At 67.0% G+C, this 25,776-nt stretch carries 25 protein-coding genes, 4 tRNA genes and 1 pseudogene; 16 read left to right on the top strand and 14 right to left on the bottom strand.

What is annotated here, in order from left to right:
• Positions 1-4 precede the first annotated feature (4 nt).
• Genes hemW through FHY06_RS31800 form a run of 5 tightly spaced genes read right to left on the bottom strand, consistent with a single transcriptional unit; the run spans position 5 to position 4,591 of the window.
• Entirely contained in the window at positions 5-1,267 is a 1,263-nt protein-coding gene (gene hemW / locus FHY06_RS31780) for a radical SAM family heme chaperone HemW (RefSeq protein ID WP_019656442.1), read from the bottom strand.
• 14 nt (positions 1,268-1,281) lie between these two features.
• A complete protein-coding gene (locus FHY06_RS31785; protein ID WP_132754091.1) occupies positions 1,282-1,881 on the bottom strand; it encodes a non-canonical purine NTP pyrophosphatase in 600 nt (199 codons plus the stop codon).
• Between the two features lie 19 nt (positions 1,882-1,900).
• Positions 1,901-2,632 carry a ribonuclease PH gene (gene rph, locus FHY06_RS31790; RefSeq protein WP_132754093.1) on the bottom strand — a complete coding sequence of 244 codons (732 nt, stop codon included), beginning with the start codon at positions 2,630-2,632 and terminating at the stop codon, positions 1,901-1,903.
• 41 nt (positions 2,633-2,673) lie between these two features.
• A complete protein-coding gene (locus tag FHY06_RS31795) occupies positions 2,674-3,579 on the bottom strand; it encodes a PP2C family protein-serine/threonine phosphatase (protein ID WP_019656439.1) in 906 nt (301 codons plus the stop codon).
• Positions 3,580-3,583: 4 nt separating this feature from the next.
• Positions 3,584-4,591, bottom strand: a complete 1,008-nt coding sequence (locus FHY06_RS31800; RefSeq protein ID WP_019656438.1) for a serine/threonine protein kinase — start codon at positions 4,589-4,591, stop codon at positions 3,584-3,586.
• A 91-nt stretch (positions 4,592-4,682) separates the two neighbouring features.
• On the opposite strand from FHY06_RS31800, the gene FHY06_RS31805 reads away from it, so the two are divergent.
• The 4 genes from FHY06_RS31805 to FHY06_RS31820 all read left to right on the top strand — a co-directional run bounded on the left by FHY06_RS31805 (position 4,683) and on the right by FHY06_RS31820 (position 8,843).
• Entirely contained in the window at positions 4,683-5,606 is a 924-nt protein-coding gene (locus tag FHY06_RS31805) for a YicC/YloC family endoribonuclease (RefSeq protein ID WP_019656437.1), read from the top strand.
• Between the two features lie 20 nt (positions 5,607-5,626).
• On the top strand, positions 5,627-6,247 hold the full coding sequence (gmk, locus tag FHY06_RS31810) for a guanylate kinase (protein WP_019656436.1): 621 nt from the start codon (positions 5,627-5,629) through the stop codon (positions 6,245-6,247).
• A gap of 43 nt (positions 6,248-6,290) precedes the next feature.
• Positions 6,291-6,494, top strand: a complete 204-nt coding sequence (rpoZ, locus tag FHY06_RS31815; protein ID WP_019656435.1) for a DNA-directed RNA polymerase subunit omega — start codon at positions 6,291-6,293, stop codon at positions 6,492-6,494.
• A 93-nt stretch (positions 6,495-6,587) separates the two neighbouring features.
• Complete coding sequence (locus tag FHY06_RS31820) at positions 6,588-8,843, top strand: RelA/SpoT family protein (RefSeq protein WP_019656434.1); 2,256 nt, start codon at positions 6,588-6,590, stop codon at positions 8,841-8,843.
• A 6-nt stretch (positions 8,844-8,849) separates the two neighbouring features.
• On the opposite strand, the gene greB is transcribed toward FHY06_RS31820, so the two are convergent.
• The 5 genes from greB to hrcA form a co-directional block, all read right to left on the bottom strand.
• Entirely contained in the window at positions 8,850-9,428 is a 579-nt protein-coding gene (gene greB, locus FHY06_RS31825) for a transcription elongation factor GreB (protein ID WP_132754097.1), read from the bottom strand.
• Positions 9,429-9,484: 56 nt separating this feature from the next.
• Positions 9,485-9,561: transfer RNA gene (locus tag FHY06_RS31830), tRNA-Arg, on the bottom strand.
• A 130-nt stretch (positions 9,562-9,691) separates the two neighbouring features.
• Positions 9,692-9,768, bottom strand: a tRNA-Arg gene (locus FHY06_RS31835).
• 81 nt (positions 9,769-9,849) lie between these two features.
• Positions 9,850-9,926: transfer RNA gene (locus tag FHY06_RS31840), tRNA-Ile, on the bottom strand.
• A gap of 31 nt (positions 9,927-9,957) precedes the next feature.
• Positions 9,958-10,965, bottom strand: coding sequence for a heat-inducible transcriptional repressor HrcA (gene hrcA / locus FHY06_RS31845; protein WP_019656432.1), 1,008 nt, complete (start codon positions 10,963-10,965; stop codon positions 9,958-9,960).
• A 31-nt stretch (positions 10,966-10,996) separates the two neighbouring features.
• On the opposite strand from hrcA, the gene FHY06_RS31850 reads away from it, so the two are divergent.
• The 3 genes from FHY06_RS31850 to rapZ all read left to right on the top strand — a co-directional run bounded on the left by FHY06_RS31850 (position 10,997) and on the right by rapZ (position 14,635).
• Positions 10,997-11,911: an NAD kinase gene (locus tag FHY06_RS31850; protein WP_019656431.1), complete on the top strand. Its 915-nt coding sequence runs from the start codon at positions 10,997-10,999 to the stop codon at positions 11,909-11,911.
• Between the two features lie 166 nt (positions 11,912-12,077).
• Positions 12,078-13,760, top strand: coding sequence for a DNA repair protein RecN (recN, locus tag FHY06_RS31855; protein ID WP_184607407.1), 1,683 nt, complete (start codon positions 12,078-12,080; stop codon positions 13,758-13,760).
• On the top strand, positions 13,757-14,635 hold the full coding sequence (gene rapZ / locus FHY06_RS31860; protein ID WP_019656429.1) for an RNase adapter RapZ: 879 nt from the start codon (positions 13,757-13,759) through the stop codon (positions 14,633-14,635). The genes recN and rapZ overlap by 4 nt, the downstream gene beginning before the upstream one ends.
• A gap of 12 nt (positions 14,636-14,647) precedes the next feature.
• Here rapZ and mutY read toward each other — a convergent pair whose 3' ends face one another.
• From mutY to mutM, 3 genes are all read right to left on the bottom strand, one after another.
• The gene (gene mutY / locus FHY06_RS31865; protein WP_019656428.1) at positions 14,648-15,682 is read right to left on the bottom strand and encodes an A/G-specific adenine glycosylase; all 1,035 of its coding nucleotides are present in this window, start codon (positions 15,680-15,682) and stop codon (positions 14,648-14,650) included.
• A gap of 37 nt (positions 15,683-15,719) precedes the next feature.
• Complete coding sequence (locus tag FHY06_RS31870; protein WP_184607408.1) at positions 15,720-17,681, bottom strand: dynamin family protein; 1,962 nt, start codon at positions 17,679-17,681, stop codon at positions 15,720-15,722.
• Positions 17,682-17,782: 101 nt separating this feature from the next.
• A complete protein-coding gene (mutM, locus tag FHY06_RS31875) occupies positions 17,783-18,595 on the bottom strand; it encodes a bifunctional DNA-formamidopyrimidine glycosylase/DNA-(apurinic or apyrimidinic site) lyase (protein ID WP_019656426.1) in 813 nt (270 codons plus the stop codon).
• An 81-nt stretch (positions 18,596-18,676) separates the two neighbouring features.
• On the opposite strand from mutM, the gene FHY06_RS31880 reads away from it, so the two are divergent.
• From FHY06_RS31880 to FHY06_RS31915, 8 genes are all read left to right on the top strand, one after another.
• Entirely contained in the window at positions 18,677-20,536 is a 1,860-nt protein-coding gene (locus FHY06_RS31880) for a tetratricopeptide repeat protein (protein WP_184607409.1), read from the top strand.
• 1 nt (position 20,537) lies between these two features.
• On the top strand, positions 20,538-21,065 hold the full coding sequence (locus FHY06_RS31885; RefSeq protein WP_132754105.1) for a lipoprotein insertase outer membrane protein LolB: 528 nt from the start codon (positions 20,538-20,540) through the stop codon (positions 21,063-21,065).
• Positions 21,062-21,943, top strand: a complete 882-nt coding sequence (ispE, locus tag FHY06_RS31890) for a 4-(cytidine 5'-diphospho)-2-C-methyl-D-erythritol kinase (RefSeq protein ID WP_184607410.1) — start codon at positions 21,062-21,064, stop codon at positions 21,941-21,943. The genes FHY06_RS31885 and ispE overlap by 4 nt, the downstream gene beginning before the upstream one ends.
• A 70-nt stretch (positions 21,944-22,013) precedes the next feature.
• A tRNA-Gln gene (locus tag FHY06_RS31895) sits at positions 22,014-22,090 on the top strand.
• Positions 22,091-22,228: 138 nt separating this feature from the next.
• Positions 22,229-23,203: a ribose-phosphate pyrophosphokinase gene (locus tag FHY06_RS31900; protein WP_019656422.1), complete on the top strand. Its 975-nt coding sequence runs from the start codon at positions 22,229-22,231 to the stop codon at positions 23,201-23,203.
• Positions 23,204-23,287: 84 nt separating this feature from the next.
• A complete protein-coding gene (locus FHY06_RS31905) occupies positions 23,288-23,965 on the top strand; it encodes a 50S ribosomal protein L25/general stress protein Ctc (RefSeq protein WP_019656421.1) in 678 nt (225 codons plus the stop codon).
• Positions 23,966-24,052: 87 nt separating this feature from the next.
• A complete protein-coding gene (pth, locus tag FHY06_RS31910; protein WP_126182900.1) occupies positions 24,053-24,685 on the top strand; it encodes an aminoacyl-tRNA hydrolase in 633 nt (210 codons plus the stop codon).
• A 36-nt stretch (positions 24,686-24,721) separates the two neighbouring features.
• Positions 24,722-25,207: a hypothetical protein gene (locus tag FHY06_RS31915; protein WP_184607411.1), complete on the top strand. Its 486-nt coding sequence runs from the start codon at positions 24,722-24,724 to the stop codon at positions 25,205-25,207.
• On the opposite strand, the gene FHY06_RS31920 is transcribed toward FHY06_RS31915, so the two are convergent.
• The gene (locus FHY06_RS31920; RefSeq protein WP_184607412.1) at positions 25,204-25,491 is read right to left on the bottom strand and encodes a YfhL family 4Fe-4S dicluster ferredoxin; all 288 of its coding nucleotides are present in this window, start codon (positions 25,489-25,491) and stop codon (positions 25,204-25,206) included. The two genes, FHY06_RS31915 and FHY06_RS31920, sit on opposite strands and share 4 nt — an antisense overlap.
• Positions 25,492-25,594: 103 nt before the next feature.
• Between FHY06_RS31920 and FHY06_RS31925 the strand changes: the two are divergent.
• A pseudogene (locus FHY06_RS31925) lies at positions 25,595-25,776 on the top strand (ABC transporter permease); the annotation flags it as partial.

The following is a 25,776-nucleotide window of genomic DNA, read 5'->3' on the forward strand; positions in this document are numbered from 1 at the left end:
CGCCCTACTCCTCGTCGGGCAGGAACATCGACTGCAGGTCGCTCAGGAAGTCGAGGCCGCGTTCGGTCGGCCATACGCGGAACAGGTCGCGCTCGACGAGGCCCTTGCGCTCGGCTTCTTCGAGGCCGCGCTGGATCGACGTCATCGCAAGCCCGGTGCGTTCGCTGAACTGCGGCAGCGTGAAGCCCTGCTTCAGCCGCAATGCATTGAGCATGAATTCGAACGGCAGGTCGGCCAGGGCCACTTCGTCGCTCTGCGACACGGCCGCGCCGGCGCGCGCGTTCTCCATGTACAGGCGCGGCTCGCGAAAGCGCACCTGCCGCACGATGCGGTGGGCGAAGCTCAGCTTGCTGTGCGCGCCCGCGCCGATGCCGAGGTAGTCGCCGAACTGCCAGTAGTTGAGGTTGTGCGCGCACTGGTGCCCTTCGCGCGCATAGGCGGACACCTCGTAGCGCGACATGCCGCTGGCGCCGGTGCGCTCGGTGATGCGGTCGAGCATGGCATAGGCGATGTCGTCCTCGGGCAGCGTGGGCGGAAACTTGGCGAACCAGGTGTTGGGCTCGATGGTCAGGTGGTACACCGAGAGGTGCGGCGGCGCGAGCGCGAGGGCCTGCGAGAGGTCGGCCTCGAGGTCTTCCAGGGTCTGGCCCGGCAGCGCGTACATCAGGTCGAGGTTGAAGGTGTCGAAGTTGCTCGCGGCTTCCTCGAGGGCGGCAATGGCCTGCGCGCGGTCGTGGACGCGGCCCAGCGCCTTGAGATGCTCGTCGTTGAAGCTCTGCACGCCCACCGACAGGCGCGTGACGCCGGCCGAGCGGTATGCGCGGAAGCGGTTGCGCTCGAAGGTGCCGGGGTTGGCTTCGAGCGTGATCTCGCAGTCGGGCGTGAGCTTCAGGCGTGCGCGCACGTCGCTCAGCAGGCGGTCGATGGCCTGCGGTGAGAACAGGCTGGGCGTGCCGCCGCCGATGAAGATGGTGTGGACGCTGCGGCCCCAGATGAGCGGCAGCGCGGCGTCGAGGTCTGCCACCAGCGCGTCGATGTAGGCCGCTTCGGGAATACCGTCGATGTCGGCCTCGCTGGCGGCGCGCCATTCATGCGAGTTGAAGTCGCAGTACGGGCACTTGCGCAGGCACCAGGGCAGGTGGATGTACAGCGACAGCGGGGGCAGCGCGCTGAGCTGCAGCGGACCGGGACGCATCCAGTGCAGCACGTCGTTGGCGTGCGGCGCGCCGGCAGCCTGCGCCGGCAGGATCGGGAAGGTGGTGGCCATCGATCGCGTACCGCTCAGAACCAGCGCTCGCGCATCAGCGCCAGCATGGCCTGCGCCGCACGGCCGCGGTGGCTGTTGGCGTTCTTCACCTCGGGCGGCAGCTGCGCGAAGGTCTTGCCGAAGGACGGCAGGTACATGACGGGGTCGAAGCCGAAGCCGTTGTCGCCGACGGGTGCAGGCGCGATCTCGCCGACCACGCGGCCCACCGCGATGAGCGGCTCGGGGTCGTCGTGGCTGCGCAGCGCGACCAGCGTGCTGACGAGCGCGGCGCGGCGGTTGACGACGCCGTCGAGCTGCTCGAGCAGGGCCTTCACGTTGTTGGCATCGCCCTTGGTGTAGCCGAACTGCGTGGCGTAGAAGGCGGTGTCCACGCCGGGCAGGCCGCCGAAGGCGTCAACGCACAGGCCGGCGTCGTCGGCGATGGCGGGCAGACCGGTGGCTGCGCTCGCGTGGCGCGCCTTGGCCAGTGCGTTCTCGACGAAGGTGCGGAAAGGCTCCTCGGCCTCGCTCACCCCCAGCGCCGACTGCGGCACCAGGGTCACGGCGAGCTCGGCGAACAGCTGCTGGAGCTCGGCGAGCTTGCCTGCGTTGTTGGAAGCCAGGACCAGTTTCATGAATTCGCCAGTGGATGCGTCAGTTGGAGAGCAGCGCCTGCTTCTGCAGGTCCACGAGCTCGCCGATGCCCTTCTCGGCCAGGCCGAGCAGGATGTTCATTTCTTCCCGGGTGAAGGCCACGCCTTCGGCCGTGCCCTGCACTTCGACGAAATGGCCGGCGCCCGTCATGACGACGTTCATGTCGGTGTCGCAGGCGGAGTCTTCGGTGTATTCGAGGTCGAGCAGCGGCGTGCCGCCGACGATGCCGACCGAGATCGCCGCCACGTGGCCCTTGATGGGCGAGGCGGCGATGGCGCCGGACGCCAGCAGCTTGCTGACGGCGTCCTGCGCGGCGACGAAGGCGCCGGTGATGGCCGCGGTGCGCGTGCCGCCGTCGGCCTGCAGCACGTCGCAGTCGAGGTGGATGGTGCGTTCGCCGAGCGCGGCGAGGTCGAACACGGCGCGCATCGAGCGGCCGATGAGGCGCTGGATTTCCTGCGTGCGGCCGGTCTGCTTGCCCTTGGCGGCCTCGCGGCTGCTGCGGGTGTGGGTGGCGCGCGGCAGCATGCCGTATTCGGCGGTGACCCAGCCCTCGCCGCTGCCCTTCTTGTGCGGCGGCACTTTTTCCTCGACGGAGGCGGTGCACAGCACGCGGGTCTGGCCGAACTCGATGAGCACGGAGCCTTCGGCATGGATGGTGAAACCGCGGGTGATGCGCACCGGGCGCAGCTGGTCGGCGGCACGGCCGCCGCTTCGTGTGAAAGCAGTCATTGTTCGAGAACCGGAAAAGGAAAAAGGAAAGAAGGCTGCGCTCAGGTCTTGCGCGCCGCCGATCTGCGGATGGCCTCGTTGATCTCGGCGATGGAGCGCTCGATGGCGTCCTCGTCGAGGTCGTCGATCTCGTTGTCGGAGGGCATGCCAGCCTGGATGGTGGAGGCGAAGACACCGTCCTCGATGGTCTCGGTGGAAACGCCGCTGCGGTCGTCCGCGCTGTCGGGCATCTCCCATTCGAGCGCAATGAGCGTGACGTTGTCGCTGTGAGAACCGCCCTTGCGCAGCGCCATCTCGGCGAGGTCGGGAGCGGCGTCGGACACGGGCTTGCCGGAGGACAGCGTGTGCACGATGAGTTCGTCGTCCAGCACGCCCCAGACGCCGTCGGAGCACAGCATGATGCGATCGCCGCGCTGCAGCTGCAGCGGTGCCGAGACATCGAAGAGCGGCGTCGTCGGCGAGCCCAGGCAGGTGAGCAGCAGGTTGCGGTTGACGGGCATGTCGGAGCCGTTCGGCTTCGGGCGCTCGGCATGCGAGTGGTCGCGCGTGCGCACCAGGAGGCGGCCGTCGCGCACGACGTACAGGCGCGAGTCGCCGCAGTGCATCCAGGTGGCGGTGTTGTTCTGCAGCACGGCCGCGACGACGGTGGTGCGCGGCGTGTCGAGCATGGCCTTGTGGCTCGCGTAGCGCATGATCTGCTGGTGCGCGGCCATGGCCGATTCGGCGAGGAAGGACTTCACGTCCTTGACCATCGGGCGTGCCTCGCGCTGGTAGAGCGCGGCGATGGTCTGCAGTGCGAGCTGCGCCGCCACTTCGCCTTCCGGATGGCCGCCCATGCCGTCGGCGAGCACGAACAACCCCGATTCCCGCGTGTAGCAATAGCCCATGCGGTCTTCGTTCTTGAGACGCCCGCCCTTGCGGCTGACCTGGAAGACGGAGAATTTCATGATGTCATGCAGGGCGCGTGGTGGGCGCGGCAGCCTTGGGCAGACCCTTCTTGTCGAAGGAGCGGATGTTGTCGATCGACAGGCGCACTTTCTCGCCCACCGTGAGCTTGGTATAGCGGCGCTCGCCTTCGCGGCTGAGTTCCTTCTGCAGCGCGAAGACCGACTGCGGACGCGACAGCGGATCGAGCGACATGCACCACTCGACCACTTCGATCAGATTGTCGGAGTAGACGCCGCGCAGCCGCGAGAGCGACAGGCTGAGGCGGTCCTTCTCGATGCGCCGGGGCGCGTCGTTGGGCGGATAGCCCTGCATGCAGGCATAGATGCAGGCGCCGATGGCGTAGATGTCGGTCCACGGGCCCATGGACGAATCGCGCCGGTACATCTCGGGCGCCGCGAAGCCGGGGGTGTACATCGGGCGGATGAAGATGCCTTCCTTGCTGAGCACTTCGCGCGCGGCGCCGAAGTCGATCAGCACGGCGCGGTCGTCGTCGGTGACGAAGATGTTGGCCGGCTTGATGTCCAGGTGCAGCATCTTGTATTGGTGGACGATGCGCAGGCCGCGCAGGATCTCGTCGAAGAGCGAGCGGATGGTCGACTCGCGGAACACCTTCTGCTTCTTCAGGTCGCGCGCGGTGACCACGAAGTCCTGCAGGGTCGCTCCCTCCAGGTAGTTCATCACCATGTAGACGGTCTCGTTCTCGCGGAAGAAGTTGAGCACGCTGACCACCGATGCGTGCGAGATCTGCGCCAGCGAACGCCCTTCCTCGAAGAAGCTCTTCAGGCCGAGCCGGTAAAGCGACAGCTTCTCCGGCGGCACCTGCGGAGCGAGCTCACCCGGGCCCCGCGTGGCGAGCGACGACGGCAGGTATTCCTTGATGGCCACCTGCTGCCCGCTGGAATCGATCGCAAGGTAGACCACGCCGAATCCGCCCGCGGAAAGCCGGCGTACAACACGGTAACCACCAATGACCGTATCGGGCGGCAGGGGCGTAGGCTTGACCTTTGACATAATCCGGGAGTTTCGCCCGAAGGCGATGGTGCGGCAAGCGAACGCCGTGCAGACGCCTCGGAGCATGCAAGCAAAACCACAGTGAGGCGCAATGCCAGTTTACAGCATGACCGGCTACGCCAGCGGCCAGAACGGGCCCGCAGGCAGCCACTCCGAAGCCGATGCACGGCCTTCCGCCGCGGGCCGGCTCGGGGTTGAAATCCGCTCGGTCAACAGTCGCTTCCTCGATCTGACCTTCAAGCTGCCGGAAGAACTCCGCCAGCACGAAACCGCCCTGCGCGAACTGCTCACCGCCAAGCTCAAGCGCGGCAAGGTCGAGGTGCGCGCGGCCATCGAAAGCACCTCGTCCTCCGGCGTGGTCGAACCCTCCGTCAAGCTGCTGCAGCGCCTCAACGGCGTGCAGGACAGCATCCGGGCCTGGCTGCCGGGCGCGCGCGAACTCAGCGTGGCCGACGTGCTGCGCCTGGCCGGCGGCGAAAGCGCCGTCCGCGGCGACTGGGGCCCCGACCTGCTCGAAGTTGCGGGCAAGGCGCTCGAAGGCCTGGTATCCGCCCGCCAGCGCGAAGGCGCCCGGCTGGCCAAGATGCTCGAAGGCCACCTGGAGCAACTGCGCGCACTGGCACAGCAGGCCGGCCCGCTGGTGCCGCAACTGGTCGAGCAGCAACGCACCCGCTTCCTGGAACGCTGGCAGGAGGCCATGGGCCTGGGCGCGGGGGCCGGCGGCACGCCGCCCGAGGCCGCGCAGGACCGCGCCCTGACCGAGGCCACCGCCTTCGCGATCCGCATCGACGTGGCCGAGGAACTCACCCGGCTGGCTTCGCACCTCGACGAGATCGAGCGCCTGCTCAAGAAGGGCGGCGAGATCGGCAAGCGCCTCGACTTCCTGATCCAGGAACTGCACCGCGAGGCCAACACACTGGGCTCGAAGTCGGCGGCGCTGGAACTCACGCGCATCGGCGTGGACATGAAGGTGCTGATCGAGCAGATGCGCGAGCAGGTCCAGAACATCGAATGACGACGAAGACGAGCGAAAGAATGGATTACCCCGGCAATATCTTCGTGGTGGCGGCGCCCAGCGGCGCGGGCAAGTCGAGCCTGGTCAAGGCGCTGATGGAACTCGATTCGGCGGTGCAGCCCTCGGTGTCGCACACGACCCGCTCGCCGCGCGGGCAGGAAAAGCACGGCCGCGAATACTTCTTCGCCTCGCCGAGCGAGTTCGACGCCATGATCGCCGCAGACGGCTTCGTGGAATGGGCCCATGTGCACGGCCACCGCTACGGCACCTCGAAGAAGGCCGTGGAAGAACGTATCGCCCAGGGAGCCGACGTCATCCTCGAGATCGACTTCCAGGGCGCGCTGCAGATCCGCAAGACCTTCGCCAACGCGGTCATGATCTTCATCCTGCCGCCCAGTTGGGAAGAGCTGCGCTCCCGCCTCGAACGGCGCGGGGAAGACAGCGCCGCGGTCATCGAGCTGCGCCTGAAGAACGCCGCGGAAGAGATGTCCCAGGCCGGACAATTCGACTTCGTTATAATCAACGAGTTATTTGAGCGGGCACTTTTCGATCTCAAGGCGATCGTCCACGCTCAGCGGCTTCGGTACTCCGCGCAACGCCGAGCGCGTGCCGATACCTTCGCCGCACTGAACATCCCCTGATTTCCGAGCCCACCCGCTCCAGACCGACCGAAAGATCCTCATCATGGCCCGCATCACCGTCGAAGATTGTCTCGTCCACATTCCGAACCGCTTCCAGCTCGTCCTGGCCGCCACCTACCGTGCGCGCATGCTGAGCCAGGGCCACGCCCCCAAGATCGAGAGCAAGAATAAGCCCGCCGTGACCGCGCTGCGCGAGATCGCCGAAGGCAAGATCGGCCTCGAAATGCTCAAGAAGGTGCCGGGCTGATCTGACGCAGCCCTGCAACGAAAAGGCACCGCAAAGCGGTGCTTTTTTTATGGCCGGAGGCGTCCACACATCGGTCACGCTAAAGTGATAGGCATGAGCGCGGTCGCCAAATCTCAGTCCCATGCCCCCAAAGGCACGCCGAAGCCGAGCCCGGCGGCGCTGAATGCGGCCGCCGCGAGCTTTGCCGCACTGACCGCGCGGCTGGACTACCTGAGCCCCGAAGACACCGAGCTGGTCCGCCGCGCCTACCGCTTCGCCGACGAAGCGCACCTCGGGCAGCTGCGCAACAGCGGCGAGCCGTACATCACCCACCCCATTGCCGTGGCGGCGCAGTGCGCCGAATGGAAGCTCGATGCGCAGGCGCTGATGGCCGCCCTGCTTCACGACGCCATCGAGGATTGCGGCGTCACCAAGCCAGAACTCATCGAGCGCTTCGGCGCCCCGGTGGCTGAACTGGTCGACGGGCTCACCAAGCTCGACAAGCTGCAGTTCAATACCCGCGAGGAGAATCAGGCCGAGTCGTTCCGCAAGATGCTGCTGGCCATGGCGCGCGACGTGCGCGTCATCCTCGTCAAGCTGGCGGACCGCACGCACAACATGCGCACGCTGGCCGACGCGCCCCGCGAGAAATGGGGCCGGATCTCGCGCGAGACTCTGGACATCTACGCGCCCATCGCCCACCGGCTGGGACTGAACCAGACCTACCGCGAGCTCCAGGAGCTGTCGTTCCGTCATCTGAAACCGTGGCGCTATGCCACGCTCTCGAAAGCCGTCGCCAAGGCGCGCGGCCGACGGCGCGACCTGATCCAGAAGGTGCAGAAGGAGGTCGAAGCCGCCTTTTCCGCCGCCGGCATGACGCTGCGCATCGCCGGGCGCGAGAAGACGCTCTATTCCATCTACCGCAAGATGGAAGAAAAGCACCTGAGCTTCGCCCAGGTGACCGACATCTACGGTTTCCGCCTGATCGTGCCGAACGTGATCGCCTGCTACACCGGGCTCGGCATCCTGCACCAGATGTACAAGCCCCTTCCGGGCAAGTTCAAGGACCACATCGCGATCGCCAAGCTCAACGGCTACCAGTCGCTGCACACCACGCTCGTGGGGCCGGCTGGCGTGAGCGTCGAGTTCCAGCTGCGGACCGAGGCCATGCACGTGGTGGCCGAATCAGGCGTGGCCGCGCACTGGCTCTACAAGGCCGCCGAGCCGAATGCCGCCAGCAACGACCGCCTGGGCACCAAGTGGCTGCAGTCGCTGCTCGACATCCAGGACGAGACCCGCGACGCCGCCGAGTTCTGGGACCATGTCAAGGTCGACCTGTTTCCCGACGCGGTCTACGTGTTCACGCCCAAGAGCCAGATCATGGCTCTGCCGCGCGGCGCCACGGTGGTCGACTTCGCCTACGCCATCCACAGCAACATCGGCGACCACACCTCGGCCGCGCGCATCAACGGCGACCAGGTGCCGCTGCGCACCGAGCTCAAGAACGGCGACGTGGTCGAGGTGATCACCGCGCCGGTGTCGACGCCCAATCCGGCCTGGCTCGGCTTCGTGCGCACCGGCCGTGCGCGCTCCAAGATCCGCCATTACCTCAAGACCCTTGCGCATGCCGAGTCCGAGGGCCTGGGCGAGAAGCTGCTCGCGCAGGCGCTGCGCGCCGAAGGCTTGAGCAAGCTGCCGGAGAACGACGAAGAGCACCAGGCGCTGTGGGAAAAGCTGCTGCGCTTCACCGGCAACCGCACCCGCTCGGAGCTGCTGACCGACATCGGTTTGGGCAAGCGCATCGCGAGCATCGTCGCGAAGCGGCTGGTGGCGATGCTCACCGAACTCGGCGAGCGGCCCGACGCGCTGCTTCTGAGCCGCGAGCGCTTCATTTCGCACGAGACGGTGTCGCAAGGCGCCGTGACGCTGGACGGCAGCGAGAACTCGTCGGTGCGCTTCGCGCTGTGCTGCCGCCCGATTCCCGGCGACCCGATCGTCGGCTATCTCGGCCACGGCGAAGGCCTGGTGGTCCACACGGAAGAATGCGGCGTCGGCCAGCGGCTGCGCCACAAGGACAGCGAGCGCTTCTTCGCCGTCGAATGGGCCGACGAGCCGACGCGCGCCTTCGAGACTGGCGTGGTCATCACCGTGCGCAACGACAAGGGCGTGCTGGCGCGCGTCGCGGCCACACTGGCCGATGCCGAAGCCGACATCACGCACGTGGAGATGGCCGACGAGACCCCGCAGGACTCGACCGACCTGCGCTTCGTGATCGCGGTGCGCGACCGTGCCCATCTGGATGCTGTGCTGCGCGCGGCGCGGCGCACGGCATCGGTGCTGACCGCCTCGAGGACGGTTCCGGCGCCCTGAGCGGGGCTACGGAGTGCCGGCCGAGCCTGGCGCCGGGTAACTCACCGACAGAATCTCGACCTCATGCGCCCCGCCCGGGGTGACGAGCTTCACGACGTCGCCCTCGCGCGCCTTCAGCAGCGCCCGCGCGATCGGAGAGATCCAGCTGACCTGCGACTTCGCGCTCTCCGCCTCGTCGATGCCGAGGATGGTGACGCTGCGCTCCTCGCCTGCCTCGTCGGCATAGAGGACCGTGGCACCGAAGAAGACCTGGTCGCGGCCGTGATGCACCGATGGATCGGTGACCTCGGCGATCTCGAGGCGCTTGGTGAGGAAGCGGATGCGTCGATCGATCTCGCGCAGGCGCTTCTTGCCGTAGAGGTAGTCGCCGTTTTCCGATCGGTCGCCGTTCTTGGCGGCCCAGTGGACGGTCTCGACGATCTTCGGGCGCTCCTCGTCCATCAGGTGCAGCAGTTCGTCGCGCAGGCGTGCGTAGCCTTGGGGGGTGATGTAGTTCTTGCCGCCCGCGGGAATCGGTGGCGAGGCGCCATCTGCGCCGTCGTCGTCTCCGTCGGAATCCGTTTCCTTGGTGAATGCCTTGTTCACGCTGATCCTCCGAAAAGAAAAAAGCCCGCAACTTGCGTTGCGGGCTTTCTTTATAGTGGTGCGGCTGGCAGGAATCGAACCCACGACCCCTTGGTTCGTAGCCAAGTACTCTATCCAGCTGAGCTACAGCCGCACAGCTTGCGATTATAGACCGCTTTCGAAGCCATCTTTCGAACTATTCGGGCAGATTGAATAAATCGAAAGACAAATAGAGACCCGAAAAAGAAAATGCCCGAGAGACGAATCTCCCGGGCATTTCAAGATGGTGCGGCTGGCAGGAATCGAACCCACGACCCCTTGGTTCGTAGCCAAGTACTCTATCCAGCTGAGCTACAGCCGCTAAGCTCTCGATTATAGCCTGATTTTTGGCTGCCCCCGAAAGCACGGCAACACATCGAAGGATTGAATCGCCAAGGGAGGGTGGTAGGCCGTGCTGGGCTTGAACCAGCGACCAACGGATTATGAGTCCGCTGCTCTAACCAACTGAGCTAACGGCCCACGCGGCACGATTCTATGCGCGCCGACGAGCCTACTTGCGATGGCTCAGCGCGTTGGTCACGAGGCGTGAGGTGATGTCGACGATCTGGATCATGCGTTCGTAGGGCATGCGCGTCGGCCCGATCACGCCGAGGGTGCCCACGACTTCCCCGTCGACCTCGTAGTTCGCGCTGACGATCGAGAGTTCCTCGAATGGCACCACCTGGCTTTCGCCGCCGATGAAGATGCGCACGCCATCCGCCTTGCTCGACACGTCGAGCAGCCGCATCAGCTGCGCCTTCTGCTCGAAGAGCTCGAAGGCGCGGCGCAGCTGACCCATGTCGCTGGAGAAATCGCTCACCGACAGCAGGTTGCGCTCGCCGGAGATGACGACGTCGTCCTCCTGTGCCTCGGTCAGCACTTCCGAGCTGACCTGCACCGCGGCCTGCATCAGCGTGGCGATTTCGCCGCGCAGTTTCTCGATCTCGGACTGCAGCCGGTCGCGCACCTGCTCGATGGTCAGCCCGGCGTAGTTCGCGTTGATGTAGTTCGAGGCCTCGACCAGCTGCGACTGCGAATAGTCGGCCTCGGGGAAGATCACTCGGTTCTGCACGTCGCCGTCGGGCGAGACGATGATCACCAGCAGCCTGCGCTCCGACAGCCGCAGGAACTCGATCTGCTTGAACACCGACGCGCGCCGCGGCGCCATCACCACGCCCACGAACTGCGACATGTTCGACAGCAGGTGCGCCGCGTTGGCGATCACTTTCTGGGGCTGGTCGGGCGGGAGGCTGGGTGCGGTCATCTGCTCGCGCTTGGCCGTCAGCATGGTGTCGACGAAAAGGCGATAGCCGCGATGCGTGGGAATGCGGCCGGCCGAAGTGTGCGGGCTGGCGATCAACCCCAGCGCCTCGAGGTCGGACATGACGTTGCGGATGGTCGCGGGCGACAGGTCGAGCCCCGAGGAGCGCGACAGAGTCCGGGACCCGACGGGCTGCCCGTCGGCTATGTAGCGCTCAACGAGCGTCTTGAGCAGCAACTTGGCACGGTCGTCCAGCATTGCAAGATTTTAGTGTTGTAATTTGTGAGATATGACCTCTCGCTTTCGTCACGTCGCCCTGATCGGCAAATACCAGGCTTCCGGCGCCAGGTCGCAGGCGGATGCGCGCGACGGCGTCATGGAAGGCATCGGCGCCTTCCTCGAATCGCAAGGATGCGCAGTCTACGTCGAGCGCCCGACATGCGAAGACGACGCCGCTGCCGACGCACCCGCCAACCCACGCTACCAGGCTCTTAGCGTCGAGGAAATAGGACAGCGCTGCGATCTCGGCCTGGTGGTCGGCGGCGACGGCACGATGCTGGGCATCGGCCGGCAGCTCGCGAGCTACGGCATTCCGCTGATCGGCATCAACCGCGGCCGGCTCGGCTTCATCACCGACATTCCGCTCGACAACTACCAGTCCACGCTGATCCCCATGCTGGCCGGCGAATACGAGGAAGACCATCGCAGCCTGATGCAGGCCAGGGTCATGCGCGACGGCGCCTCGGTGTTCGACGCCTTCGCCATGAACGACGTGGTCGTCAACCGCGGCGCCACCTCGGGCATGGTCGAGCTTCGCGTCTCGGTGGGCCGGCACTTCGTAGCCAACCAGCGCGCCGACGGACTGATCATCGCCACGCCCACGGGCTCAACCGCCTATGCGCTCTCTGCCGGCGGGCCGCTGCTGCACCCCGCGGTGCCGGGCTGGGTCCTGGTGCCGATCGCGCCGCACACGCTGTCGAACCGGCCCGTGCTGCTGCCTGATGCGGACGAGATCGTCATCGAGCTGGTCGGCGGACGCGACGCCAGCGCCAATTTCGACATGCAGTCGCTCGCCTCGCTCGCCATCGGCGACCGCGTGGTGGTACGGCGCTCCGACTTCCGCGTGCGCTTCCTGCATCCGCGCGGCTGGAGCTATTTCGACACGCTGCGCAAGAAACTTCACTGGAACGAAGGGGGCTCCTGAATGAAGCACACCCCCAGGCTGCGCGCACTTCGTGTCGCTTCGCCAATCCCCTTGCAGGGGGCAACACCGGCGGCCCGGCAAAGCCGGTTCCGCGGTGTTTCGCGGCCTGCCTGCCACGACTTCGCACAACAACGCCCCGTGTCCGGAAACTTGAGGAACAACTGAGATGGCATTGCGACGCATCGCACTGCGCGACTTCGTGATCGTGCGATCACTCGAACTCGACCTGTCCGGCGGTTTCACGGTGCTGACCGGTGAAACGGGCGCGGGCAAATCCATCCTGATCGACGCGCTGCAGCTGGCGCTGGGCAACCGGGCCGACGCCGGCGCGGTGCGCGAAGGCGCCGAGCGCCTGGACGTCAGCGCCGAGTTCGATGCCGACCCGGCCCTGGACAGCTGGCTCGACGAAGGCGGCTTCGAGGCCGGCGACGCGCTGCTGCTGCGCCGCACCGTCGACCTGCAGGGCCGCAGCCGCGGCTGGATCAACGGCAGCCCCGCCACCGCGACCCAGCTGCGCGAACTCGGCGACCGCCTGCTCGACATCCACGGCCAGCACGCCTGGCAGAGCCTGACGCGGCCCGAGGCGGTGCGCGGCCTGCTCGACGCCTACGCGGGCGTGCGCACCGACGCGCTCGATGCCGCATGGCAGGCGTGGCGGCAGGCGCTTTCCGCGCTCGAGCACGCCCGCTCCGCGCAAGACTCGCTGCAGCGCGAACGCGAACGGCTGCAGTGGCAGATTTCCGAAGTGGCCAAGCTGGCGCCGGGCGTCGACGAGTGGGAAGAACTTTCGACCAACCACTCGCGCATCTCCAATGCACAGGCGCTGATCGACGCGGCCCAGGGCGCCAGCCAAGCGCTGGAAGACGACGACAACGGCGCCCTCTCCGCGCTCCAGCGCGCGGCCACGCTGCTGCAGAACTGCGAGCACATCGAGCCTGAGTTCCGCTCGCTGGGCGAGGTGCTCGCCTCCTGCGTGGCGCAAGCCTCCGACGCGGCGCACACGCTGCACGGCTACCTTCGCGATGCCGACACCGACCCGCAGAGCCTCGCCGAACTCGACGAGCGCATGGGCCTGTGGATGTCGCTCGCGCGCCGCTACAAGCGACCGCCGGCCGAGCTGCCGGCGCTGCTGGCCGGCTGGCAGGCCGAGCTGCAGGCGCTCGACGCACAGAGCGATCTCGAAGGCCTGGAACGTGCGGAGCAGGCCGCCCAGCAGGCCTACATGAAGGAAGCCAAGGCGCTGGGCAAGGTCCGCAAGCAGGCGGCGCCCCGCCTCTCGCAGGCCGTCACAGAGGCCATGCAGGGCCTGGGCATGCAGGGCGGGCGCTTCGAGGTCGAGCTGCAGCCGCTCGCGCAGCCGAGCCGCGCCGGCCTCGAAGACGTGGCCTTCCTCGTGGCAGGCCATACCGGCAGCACGCCGCGGGCCATCGGCAAGGTGGCTTCGGGCGGCGAACTCTCGCGCATCGCGCTGGCCATCGCGGTCACCACCAGCCAGCTCGGCGCGGCGCAGACGCTGATCTTCGACGAGGTCGATTCCGGCGTGGGCGGCGCGGTCGCCGAGACGGTCGGCCGCCTGATGAAGCAGCTCGGCCGCGATCGTCAGGTGCTCGCCGTGACCCACCTGCCGCAGGTTGCAGCGTGCGCCGACCACCACCTGGTGGTGGCCAAGCGCCAGACGGCAGCGACCGGCAGCGACGCCCCGCGCACCGAAAGCGGCGTGTCGCGCCTCGACGACGACAGCCGCGCCCGGGAGATCGCCCGCATGCTGGGCGGCGAAAAGGTTTCGCAGACCTCGCTCGCCCACGCGCGCGAGATGCTCGGCCACAAGAGCTCGGCGACGGCGCAATGAATCTCGACCTCGTGCTCATCACGGGCATGTCGGGCTCCGGCAAGTCGGTGGCCCTGCATGCGCTGGAAGACGCGGGCTACTACTGCGTCGACAACCTGCCGCCCGAGCTGCTGACCTCGTTCATCGCGCTGCAGCACGAGCAGCAGGCCACGCGCGTGGCCATTGCCATGGACGTGCGCAGCGGCGTCTCGCTGCCCATCGTTCCGCAGCAGTTGGAGGCACTGCGCCGCGACGGCGGCATCTCGCTGCGCTCGCTGTTCCTCGACGCGACCACCGATGCCCTGCTGCGCCGCTATTCGGAAACCCGCCGCCGCCACCCGCTTTCGCGTCAGGAAGGCCGCACCGACGTGCCCGAGCAGCACCGCGTGCTGACCCAGGCGATCGAGCTCGAGCGCGAGCTGCTGGCCGACCTGCGCGACGGCGCCGACGTGATCGACACCAGCCTGATCCGCCCGGCGCAACTGCAGAGCTACATCAAGTCGCTGATCTCCGCGCCGCAGACGCCGCTCACGCTGGTGTTCGAATCCTTCGCCTTCAAGCGCGGCGTGCCGCTGGATGCCGACTACGTCTTCGACGTGCGCATGCTGCCCAATCCGCACTACGTGCCGGCGCTGCGCCCGCTGACGGGTCGCGACGAGCCGGTGATCGAATGGCTGCGCGAGCACGACGACGTGGCGCGCATGTACGACGACATCGAGCAGTTCCTGACGCACTGGCTCGACGCTCTGGCGCGCGACCATCGCAGCTACGTGACGGTGGCCATCGGATGCACGGGCGGGCAGCACCGCTCGGTATTCCTGGTCGAGCAGCTGGCGCGCTCGTTCGGTGCGCGCTGGGGCGCGCTGAAGCGGCACCGCGAGCTCGACGCGATCTGACCGGCCGGCGGCTCAGGCCTCGCCGTCTTCCAGCATCTTGCGCATCGGGGCCGGCAGGCCCAGCCTGCTCCATTCCTCCGCATCGAACCAGCGCGCGGCATCGCCTTGCGGCTGGCCGCCGTCGATCTGCACCGGATGCAGGTGCAGGTCCTTGTGGGTCAGCACGTGCACGAAGGCCGGCAGGTCATGGGCGCCGCGCCGCGCAGCTGGGGGCAAGGCTTCGAGAAGTTGCTCGCGGCTGTCGAACACAGGCAGGCAGTAGAGCCCGGCCCAGATGCCCTTCGCCGGCCGCTTCTCCAGCCACACGCGGCCTTGCTCGTCGCGCGCCAGCAGCACCCACAGCGACTGCGCGCTGCGCTTGAGCTTGCGCGTCTTGACCGGATAGCGCTCGGGCGCACCTTCGCGCAGGGCGACACAGCTCTGCTGCACCGGGCAGATCATGCAGCTCGGCTTGCGCGGCAGGCACACGGTGGCGCCCATGTCCATCACGCCCTGCGTGTAGGACGCGATGGCTTCCTTGTCGTCGGCGGGCGGGAGCAGTTGCGTTGCCAGATCCCACAGCGCGCGCTCCTGCGCCGCGGAGGACATGTCGCCCGCGAAACCGAGCACGCGCGTCAGCACGCGCTTGACGTTGCCGTCGAGGATCGCGACACGCTCGCCGAAGCAGAAGGCCGCGATGGCCGCCGATGTCGAGCGTCCGATGCCCGGCAGCGTGACCAGCTCCGCAGCGGTGCGCGGAAACTCGCCGCCGAATCGCGCGACGACCTCCTGCGCGCAACGATGCATGTTGCGGGCGCGGCTGTAGTAGCCAAGCCCGCTCCACAGGCCGAACACCTCGTCCTCGGTGCCGGCGGCCAGGGCCTTCACATCGGGAAAGCGTTCGAGGAAGCGCGCGAAGTAGCCGAGCACCGTCGACACCTGCGTCTGCTGCAGCATCACCTCCGACAGCCACACGCGGTAGGGGTCGCGCGTGTTCTGCCACGGCAGCTGGCTGCGGCCGTGGCTGCGCTGCCAGCTCACGATCTGCGCTGCGAAGTCCGGAGGCAATGACAGGGTTGCAGTCGCCGCCTTGGAAGCGCTTCGTTCAGGCCGCACGCAGTTCGCCGATGGTGGCCGCAGGCTGCGGCCGTCCGTGCTGCGCGATCAGCGAGGTGAACTCGCGCAGCTGCACATGGAGCTCCGCGAGGTTGCTTTCCTGCGCGGCCAGTTCGACGAGGCGCTCGTCGAGATTGCCCGCCGCGCTCTGGATGCGCTCGATCGCCTCGATGCGCTTGCTGAAGTTGCGGCGGCGCTCCCTGAGCTGGGCATCGATCTGCGCGCTCGCGCCCTTGCTCCAGCGCTCGACCTCGGTCATCGCGGCCTCGTTCACCAGTCGCAGCCGGCTGGCGAGCGCGCGGACCAGCTTGTCGCAGAAGTCGGCCTGCGCGAGCTTCAGAAGATTGCCCACGCCCAGGTAGTGGATGTGGCTGCGCTCGATCTGCGCGAGCTCCTGCTCGAAACCGGTGAGATCGGGCTCGGCCGGCGCCTGCAGGGTGAAGCCCTGCTCGGCATTGAGCTGGCGGAAGGTGGCGTGCAGCATCGACTGGATCTCGGCCGTGGTCGCCTGCACTTCGCGCAGGTTGTTGCGCAGCGAGTCGAAAGTCTCGGCGTACACCTTGCGCACGTTGAACTTGACGCCGGGGCGCTTGAGCGCGGCCGACAGCTTCACCATGTCGGCCTTCAGCGCGGTGCGCCCCAGCACGGCATACACCTCGCGCAGCAGCTTGCCCTGCACCGATCGCAGCGCCAGGATGCGCGTGTTGCTGCCTTCGAACTCGGCATGCTCCTGGTCGATGCGCGCGCGCATGTGGCGGATCACCGAGACGTTCTTGCCGCGCAGGCCCTGCAGCTCGAGCGCCTGTTCGGCCAGGTCGCGCTGGCGCACCTTCAGGATGCGCTCGGCCTCGGCGCGCAGCGCGGTCATGCCCGCATCGACCGCGAGCCGCAGCATGGTCTCGCGCTTGCCCAGAACCCCTTCGGCCAGCAGCGATTCGAGCGCCGGCAGGCGGCTGGCCTGCAGCAGCTGGCCGTCACGCTGGATCTTGGCCTGCAGGCCCTTCTGCGCCGACACGGGCAGCACCTGCGCCAGCGGCACATCGAGCAGGCGGGCTGCGCCTTCTCGCTGACGCTCGATCTGCAGTTCGATCTGCGCGGGCGTGCTGAGCGTGTCCCACATGGTGTCGATCTTGTTGAGCACCACGAAGCGCGTGTCGTTGCCTTCGTCCTCGGTGACCAGGTGCTCGCGCCAGATGGACAGGTCGGAGCGCGTCACGCCGGTCTCGGCACCCAGGATGAAGACCACCGCGTGCGCCTGCGGGATCAGGCTCACCGTGAGTTCGGGCTCGGCGCCGATCGCGTTCAGGCCCGGCGTGTCGAGGATCACCAGCCCCTGCTCAAGCAGTGGGTGCGGCATGTTCAGCACCGCATGGCGCCAGCGCGGAATTTCCACGCGGCCTTCGGCGTCCTGCACCGGGTTGTCGTCGGGCGTTTCGTCGTTCCAGAAGCCCAGCGTGCGGGCCTCGTCCTTGCCGACCCAGCGCACCTCGGCCACCTTGCCCATGGCCTGCGCCAGCTGTTCGGCATTGCCAACGTCGATGGCGATCTCGGTCCAGCGGGTGGGCTTGTCGCGCCAGTGGGCCAGGGAGTGGGGCTCCAGCCGGGTCTCGATGGGCAGCAGGCGCAGCTTGGGCGCATGCGCGGCGTCGTAGCCCAGCTCGGTCGGGCACATCGTGGTGCGGCCGGCGCTGGCGGGCATGATGCGCCGCCCGTAGCCGGCGAAGAAGATGGCGTTGATCAGTTCCGACTTGCCGCGCGAGAACTCGGCCACGAAGGCGACCATGACCTTGCTGGTGCGGATCTGCGTCTCGAGGCCGCGCAGGCGCTCAGCCACCGCCTGGTCGAGCAGCTCGTTCTCGGTCAGCCAGCGGGACAGCCACTGCAGCCGGTGGGCGAAATTGCTCCGCCACGCACCGTGCTGATCGAGTTGTTGATTGAAGGAGCGGCTCAAGGGGAATGTGTAAGAAACAATTTACAAATATACATCGGCATGCGTGCCACTGACGTTCCCGGATTGTTTCTATTTTTCCGCCCCGGCAGGCGAGCCTGCACCTACTTCTGGCAATTGGGGCAGTAATAGGTGGAACGCTGCCCCTGTCGCAGCAGCCGGATCGGCGTTGCACAAACCCGACAGGGCTCGCCCGCCCGGCCGTAGACGGTCGCCTCGAGCTGGAAGTAGCCGTTCTGCCCGTCGATGTTGGAGAAGTCGCGCAGCGTGCTGCCGCCCTTCTCCACCGCCCTCGCGAGGATCTCCCGAACCGCCGCATGCAGCCTGGCCGCCCGCGGCCGGCTGATGCGCGCCGCCGACAGCGTCGGCCGGATGCCCGCCTGGAACAGCGCCTCCGACGCATAGATGTTGCCCACGCCCACCACCACGTCGCCCGCCAGCAGCACCTGCTTGACCGCCGTCCTGCGCTTCTTCAGGCCGGCGTGGAAGGCGTCGAGGTCGAAGCCTTCGTCCAGCGGCTCCATGCCCAGGCCGCCCAGGAGCTTGATCGCCCATGGGGCGGATTCGTCCTCCACGTAGACAACTGCGCCGAAACGGCGCGGGTCATTGAGCCTGAGAGTGCCCAGGTTGGTAACGAGATCGAAGTGATCGTGCGGCCCTGGTGGCGGCAGTGCGGCATCGAAGCGCAGGCTGCCCGACATGCCCAGGTGAAGCAGCAGGATGCCGCGGTCGAGGTCGATCAACAGGTACTTGCCGCGGCGGCGCACCTCGCGCACCTGCCGGCCGACCAGCGCCTCCGGCAGCACCATCAGCGCCCATCGCAGCGGCTTGCCGATACGCACCGCCTCGATGCGGCCTCCCGCAATGCGCTCTGCGAATCCGCGGCGGGTGACTTCGACTTCGGGTAGCTCGGGCATGAAAGGTAAATCTTCGGCAAACGCCCGCGGCGGCGAAGCCCCACGCGATGCTCGTACAAAAGGCTGGATTATTATGGTTGCATGAACTTTTCGCCCCGCCGACACCGCCTTGCGGCGGCCGCGTCTCTCGCCTTGCTGGCCTGCGCCACCCACGCGCAATCTTCCGATCCGGCAGCTCCCGTCAGCCCCACTCCCGCCATCGAACGGCCGGCGCAGTCGAAGCCCGCAGCCAGGCCCCGGCCGGCCGCGGCCAAGGAAGCCGCCGAGCCCGCGCCGCTGCAGTCCGCACTCACGGCCGACCTGTTCTACGAGATCCTGATGGGCGAGATGACCGCCCGTTCCGGCGACCCCGGCTCCGGCTACGCGCTCGTGCTCGACGCCGCCCGCCGGCTGCGCGACGGCAAGCTGTTCCAGCGCGCGGTCGAGATCGCGCTGCAGTCGCGCTCGGGCGATGCGGCGCTCGCCGCGGCACGTGCCTGGCAGGAGACCCTGCCTAATTCGCGGGACGCACGCCGCATCGAACTGCAGATCCTGATCGCGCTCAACCGCATCAGCGAAACCGTCGAGCCGCTGCGCGCCGAAGTGGCGGCCACCTCTCAGATCGAGCGACCGCTGCTCATGGCCGTGATCGTGCGCAACTACTCGCGCGCCTCCGACAAGAAGCTGGCCGCCTCGGTGGTCGAGCAGGCGCTTGTCGACGAACTGAAGAGCCCGACGACCGGCGGGCTGGCCTGGGCCACCGTCGGCCGGATGCGCCTGAATGCGGGGGATGCTTCCAGTGCGCTGGAAGCGGCACGCAAGGGCCAGGAGATCGATCCCGCCTCGGAGGCTCCCGCCGCGCTGGCGCTCGAGATGATCGACCCCGGCCAGCCGCTGGCCGAGCCGATCGTCACGCGCTTCCTGAACAACAATCCGAAGGCCTCGCCCGACCTGCGCGTCGCCTATGCGCGCGCGCTGGTCGAGAACCGCCGCTTCAGCGATGCCTCCGCCCAGCTGCAGACGCTGACCACCTCGCGTCCCGAACTCGCGGAGCCTTGGCTGCTGCTCGGCAGCCTGCAGATGCAGGCGCGGCAGGACGCTGCGGCCGAAACCTCGATCAAGCGCTTCATCGAGCTGTCGAGCAGCCCGAAGAGCGGCGCCGGCAAGGATGCCGACGATGCCGCCGACCGCAAGCGCGGCATCTCGCAGGCCTACTTCGCGCTGTCGCAGCTGGCGGAACGGCGCAAGGACTACGCGGCCGCAGAGCGCTGGCTCTCCCGCGTCGACGGCGCCGACGAACTGGTGGCCGCGCAGACCCGCCGCGCCACGCTGCTGGCGCGCCAGGGCAAGCTGCCGCAGGCCCGCGAGATCATCCGCGGCCTGCCCGAGCGCACGGCCGACGACAAGAAGCAGAAATTCCTCGCCGAAGTGCAGCTGCTGCGCGACGCGAAGCAGTTCCAGGCGGCCTACGACATGCTTGCGCAGGCTTCCGCGGCGTCGCCGGACGACGGCGACCTGGTGTACGACCAGGCCATGGTCGCAGAGAAGCTCAACCGCCTCGACGACATGGAGCGCCTGCTGCGCCGTCTCATCGAACTCAAGCCCGACAACCAGAACGCGTACAACGCGCTGGGCTACTCGCTGGCCGATCGCAAGATCAGGCTCGAGGAGGCACGCACGCTGATCCAGAAGGCGGTGCAGCTGGCACCGGAAGACCCGTTCATCGCCGACAGCCTGGGCTGGGTCGAATTCAGGCTCGGCAACACGGCGGAGGCCATCCGCATCCTCGAGGCGGCCTACAAGACGCGGCCCGATCCCGAGATCGGCGCGCACTTCGGTGAAGTCCTCTGGACCTCCGGCCAGAAGGACCGCGCGGTCACGATCTGGAAGGAAGCCCTGCTGAGCGACGCCGAGAACGAGACGCTGCAGGAAACGCTCAAGCGCCTGCGAGTGAAGCCCTGAGATGGCGCACGCAGGAGTACTCGCGCCGATGCAGGCCGGCCGGCGCGCCCTTCTGGCGGCGGGCGGTGCGGCCGTCTTGCTGGTTGCCGGCTGCGCGCAGCTGTCCGGCGGCTCTTCGGCACCGAAGCCCACGGGCAGCTGGAGCGGCCGCATGTCGCTGCGCATCGATAGCGAGCCCGTGCAGACCTTCGCCGCCCTGTTCGAACTGCGCGGCTCGGCCGAGGCGGGCGACCTGACGCTCACCACACCCATCGGCAGCACGCTCGCCCAGCTGCACTGGGCACCGGGCGAGGCGCTGCTGAAGGACGGCAGCAGGACGCGGCGCTTCGACTCCGTCGACGAGCTGATCGAGGCCGCCACCGGCGCGGCCATTCCGGTCGGCGCCCTGTTCGGCTGGCTGGACGGCCGCAACGAGGCCGTGCCCGGCTGGAAGGCCGACCTCGCGCAACTCGGCGCCGGGCGGCTGAACGCCGTGCGCGAGTCGCCCAGCCCGCGCGCCGACCTGCGCATCGTGTTCGAGCGGTCATGAAGGCGATCTACGACCTTCCAGCGCCGGCCAAGCTCAATCTCTTTCTCCACATCACCGGCCGGCGCGACGACGGCTATCACCTGTTGCAGTCGGTGTTCATGCTGATCGACTGGTGCGACATGCTGCACGTCGAACTGCGGCGCGACGGCCAGCTCAGCCGCGAGGACCTGACCACGGAACTGCCGGCGGACGACCTGATCCTGCGCGCCGCGCGTGCCCTGCAGCCGTTCGCCGCGCCCGGACAGGGCGCGCACATCGGCGTCGCCAAGCACGTGCCGGCGCAGGCGGGCATGGGCGGAGGCTCGTCGGATGCCGCCACCTGCCTGCTCGCGCTGAACCGCCTGTGGGGGTTGAACCTGCCGCTGTCTCGCCTGGCCCACATCGGCCTGAAGCTGGGTGCCGACGTTCCTTTCTTCCTTGGCGGGCGCAATGCGTGGGTGGAAGGCGTCGGAGAGGAGATCACACCGGTTACACTCTCGTCCGCGCGCTTCGTGGTGGTCAAACCGCCCGAAGGACTCGATACCCGATTAATTTTTTCGGACTCAGGCCTTCAACGCGCTACGCCTGTTGCTATAATCTCAGGCTTTGCTGCAGACAGCGAATCGTCGGAAGCGACAAACTTGGGAAACCGGGTTTTCGAGTTCGGCCACAACGACCTGCAGCCGGTTGCCCAGCGACTTTGTCCCGCGGTCACCGACGCCATCGAATGGCTCGGCACCCAAGGATTGAAAGCCCGGATGACCGGCTCCGGAAGCTCGGTGTTCGCAAGGCTGCCGCAATCGCCGCATGAAGCGGAACTGCTCGACACCCCCGAGGGCTGGCAGGTTCGTCAATGCAGCAATCTGGAAGTTCATCCACTCTGGGGATGGGCAACCTGAAGATAATCGGATCGTTCATTCGGTTCGATGCGACATATATCGGTTGATGGCGAAAGCCGTCGACCCGTGTAGGGGAGTCGCCAAGCTGGTTAAGGCACTGGATTTTGATTCCAGCATGCAAAGGTTCGAATCCTTTCTCCCCTGCCAAATCTTCACGACTGCGGCCCGATGGCCGCAGTCTTCATTTGCAGCCCACCCGCTGCAATAATCGGCGGCTCACCGGCCGCCATGCACACGAACCTTTTGGCGGCTTCCTAAGCCCACTTGCACTGCCGGGACGCGCTCATGCAGGCTAATCACCCTGATTTCATGGTTTTCACCGGCAACGCCAATCCGGGCCTTGCCGCGGAAATCGCGCACAACCTCGGCACCTCGCTGGGTGCCGCCCGCGTCGGCCGCTTCTCCGACGGCGAAGTCACCGTCGAGATCAACCAGAACGTCCGCGCACGCGACGTGTTCGTGGTCCAATCGACCTGCGCTCCGACGAACGAGAACCTGATGGAGCTGCTGATCATGGTCGACGCGCTCAAGCGCGCCTCGGCCGAACGCATCAGCGCCGTGATCCCCTACTTCGGCTATGCCCGCCAGGACCGCCGCCCGCGCTCCAGCCGCGTGCCGATCTCCGCCAAGGTCGTGGCCAACCTGCTGGAAACCGTCGGCGTCGAGCGCGTGCTCACCATGGACCTGCACGCCGACCAGATCCAGGGCTTCTTCGACATTCCCGTCGACAACATCTACGCCTCGCCGGTGCTGCTGGGCGACCTGCGCGCCAAGAACTACGAAGACCTGATCGTGGTCTCGCCCGACGTGGGCGGCGTGGTTCGCGCCCGTGCGCTGGCCAAGCAGCTGAACTGCGACCTCGCCATCATCGACAAGCGCCGGCCCAAGGCCAACGTCAGCGAAGTCATGAACGTGATCGGCGAGATCGACGGCCGCAACTGCGTGATCATGGACGACATGATCGACACCGCCGGCACGCTGGTCAAAGCGGCTGAGGTGCTGAAGGAGCGTGGCGCCAAGAGCGTGTACGCCTACTGCACGCACCCGATCTTCTCGGGCCCGGCCATCGAGCGCATCACCAAGGGCTCGGCCCTTGATGAAGTGGTCGTGACCAACACCATCCCCCTTTCCGACGGCGCCAATGCCTGCGGAAAGATTCGCCAGCTCTCCGTGGCACCGCTGATCGCCGAGACGATCCAGCGCATTGCCAAGGGCGAGTCGGTGATGAGTTTGTTCTCGGATCAGGACAACCTGTTCTGACCTGGGCAAAAAGCGGGCTTCACCCCTGAAGCCTTTTTGAACCGGAGTCGCACTGGTCGCGGTGGACTCTTACAGGAGCTAGTTATGAAATTCGTCGCTTTTGAGCGCGCAAAGCAGGGCACGGGTGCGAGCCGCCGTCTCCGCATCACGGGCAAGACCCCCGGCATCGTCTACGGCGGTGGCGTCGAACCCCAGCTGATCGAGCTCGATCACAACGCACTGTGGCACGCCCTGAAGAAGGAAGCCTTCCACTCCAGCGTTCTCGAGATGGAACTGGGCGGCAACGTCAGCAAGGTTCTGCTGCGTGACGTGCAATACCACCCCTTCCGCCAGCTGGTGCAGCACATCGACTTCCAGCGCGTGGACGCCAAGACCCGCATGACCCTGAAGGTGCCGGTGCACTTCAAGGGCGAGGAAGAGTCCGAAGCCGTCAAGCTCGACCACAACCTGGTCAACCACGTCACGACCGAACTGGAAGTGAACTGCCTGCCGACCGACCTGCCCGAGTTCATCGAAGTCGACCTGTCGGGCCTGAAGAAGAACGGCACCGTCACGCTGAAGGACATCAAGCTGCCCCGCGGCGTGAAGTGGGTCAGCCACGGCAAGCCGAACCCGGTGCTGGCTTCGGCCGTGACCCCGGCTGCCGAAGAAGAAGCTCCCGCCGAAGGCGCAGCAGCTGCCGACGCAGCCGCCGCTCCGGCTGGCAAGGGTGGCAAGGCCGCGGCCAAGACGCCCGCTGCCAAGGCACCTGCCAAGAAGTAATCCGCTTCTTCGCATCCGTTGCTTCTCGATGAAGGCCCGCCTCGTGCGGGCCTTTTTGCTTTTACGGCGACCGGATAATCCACGACCATGATCAAGCTGTTTGTCGGCCTCGGAAACCCGGGCCCCGAGTACGAAGCCACGCGGCACAACGCCGGCTTCTGGTGGATCGACGCCCTTGCGCGCGAATGGAAGCTCAACCTCGTGCCCGAGCGCAGCTACCACGGCCTGGCCGCGCGCACGAACATCGGCGGCCAGAGCATCTGGCTGCTGGAGCCGCAGACCTTCATGAACCTGTCGGGCAAGTCCGTGGCTGCGCTGGCGCGCTTCTTCAAGATCGCGCCCGAGGAAATTCTCGTCGTGCACGACGAACTCGACGTGGTCCCGGGCCAAGTCAAGCTCAAGTTCGGCGGCAGCCATGCGGGCCATAACGGCCTGCGCGACATCCATGCGCAACTGGGCACCGGCGACTACTGGCGGCTGCGCCTGGGCATCGGGCATCCCGGCGTGAAGTCGGAGGTCGTCAACTGGGTGCTCAAGAAGCCGCTCAAGGAACAGCGCGAAGCGATCGACGACGCCATCACCCGCACGCTGCATGCGATTCCCGCGCTGATCGCGGGCGAGATGGAAAAGGCGACGCTGGTCATTCACACGAGCAAACCGCCCCGGCCCAAGCCGCCGCGGAGGGAGCCCGGCGAAGGGGGCACGCCTGCCGCCACCTAGCCGGCCATTGAAGTGCAGGGAGGGAGAGAAACAAGAATGAGCGAGAAGAAAAAGAAGGACGGAAAGACGGTTTCGAAAACCGCAGCCGCTATCCTTTCAGTAGCAATCGGTGCATGCTCGATGGGCGCTGCCGCCCAGGGCACAGGCACCTGGCATTGCGGCAACACCTATTCCGACCAGCCCTGTGAAGGCGGCAGGACGGTGAAGGTGGACGATCGCCGCAGCGACGAGGACCGCCGAGCCGCCGATGCCGGCATCCGCAGCGCCCAAACCCAGGCCGACCGCATGGAACGCAGCCGCCTGTCGCTGGAAAAGGCGGCATACGACCGCGACCAGCGCGCAGCGCGGGAGGCAAGAAGCGCGGCCCTGGCGGAAAGGCGGCTCGCCATGGCCGAACAGAGGGAGCGCGATCGCGCCCGCAAGGAAGCCAATGCGCCACGGAAATCGAGCCTGAGCTTCAGCAGCGGCCCGGGCGCTGAGGCACCGGAGCGCAGAAAAAAGAAGCGGAAGTCGGCCGACTAGGCGCCGGACGAAGCTGCCGCTGCGGCAGCCGTCACCTTGATCGCCGTGAGACGCTGGTATTTCTGCATCAGCGTCTTCCGGCTTTCCACATGCTCGGGGTTCACCGGAATGCAGGCCACCGGGCAGATCTGCACGCATTGCGGCTCATCGAAATGGCCTACGCACTCGGTGCACTTGTGCGGATCGATCTCATAGAACTCCGCGCCCATGTAGATCGCGTCGTTCGGGCACTCGGGCTCGCAGACATCGCAGTTGATGCATTCGTCGGTGATCATGAGGGCCATCCCCCGATTATCGCGGCTCGGGCGGAACGGACCGGCGGTGAATGACAAAGGCCACATTCGCGGCACATTTGTTGCGGGAGTCAGTTATGCTGCGCCCCGCCCCATGAGCCTGTTCCTAGTCAAGCGCCTCGCCACGCTGATCGGCACCCTGATCGGCGCCTCGGTCATCGTCTTCCTCGTGCTCGAGATCCTGCCCGGCAACGCCGCGCAGATGCTCATGGGCCCCGACGCCTCGCCCGAGGCCGTCGCCGCGCTGGCCACCAAGCTCGGCCTCGACCAGCCCGC

Source organism: Variovorax atrisoli (assembly GCF_014195185.1).
Classification (GTDB): Bacteria; Pseudomonadota; Gammaproteobacteria; order Burkholderiales; family Burkholderiaceae_C; genus Variovorax; species Variovorax atrisoli.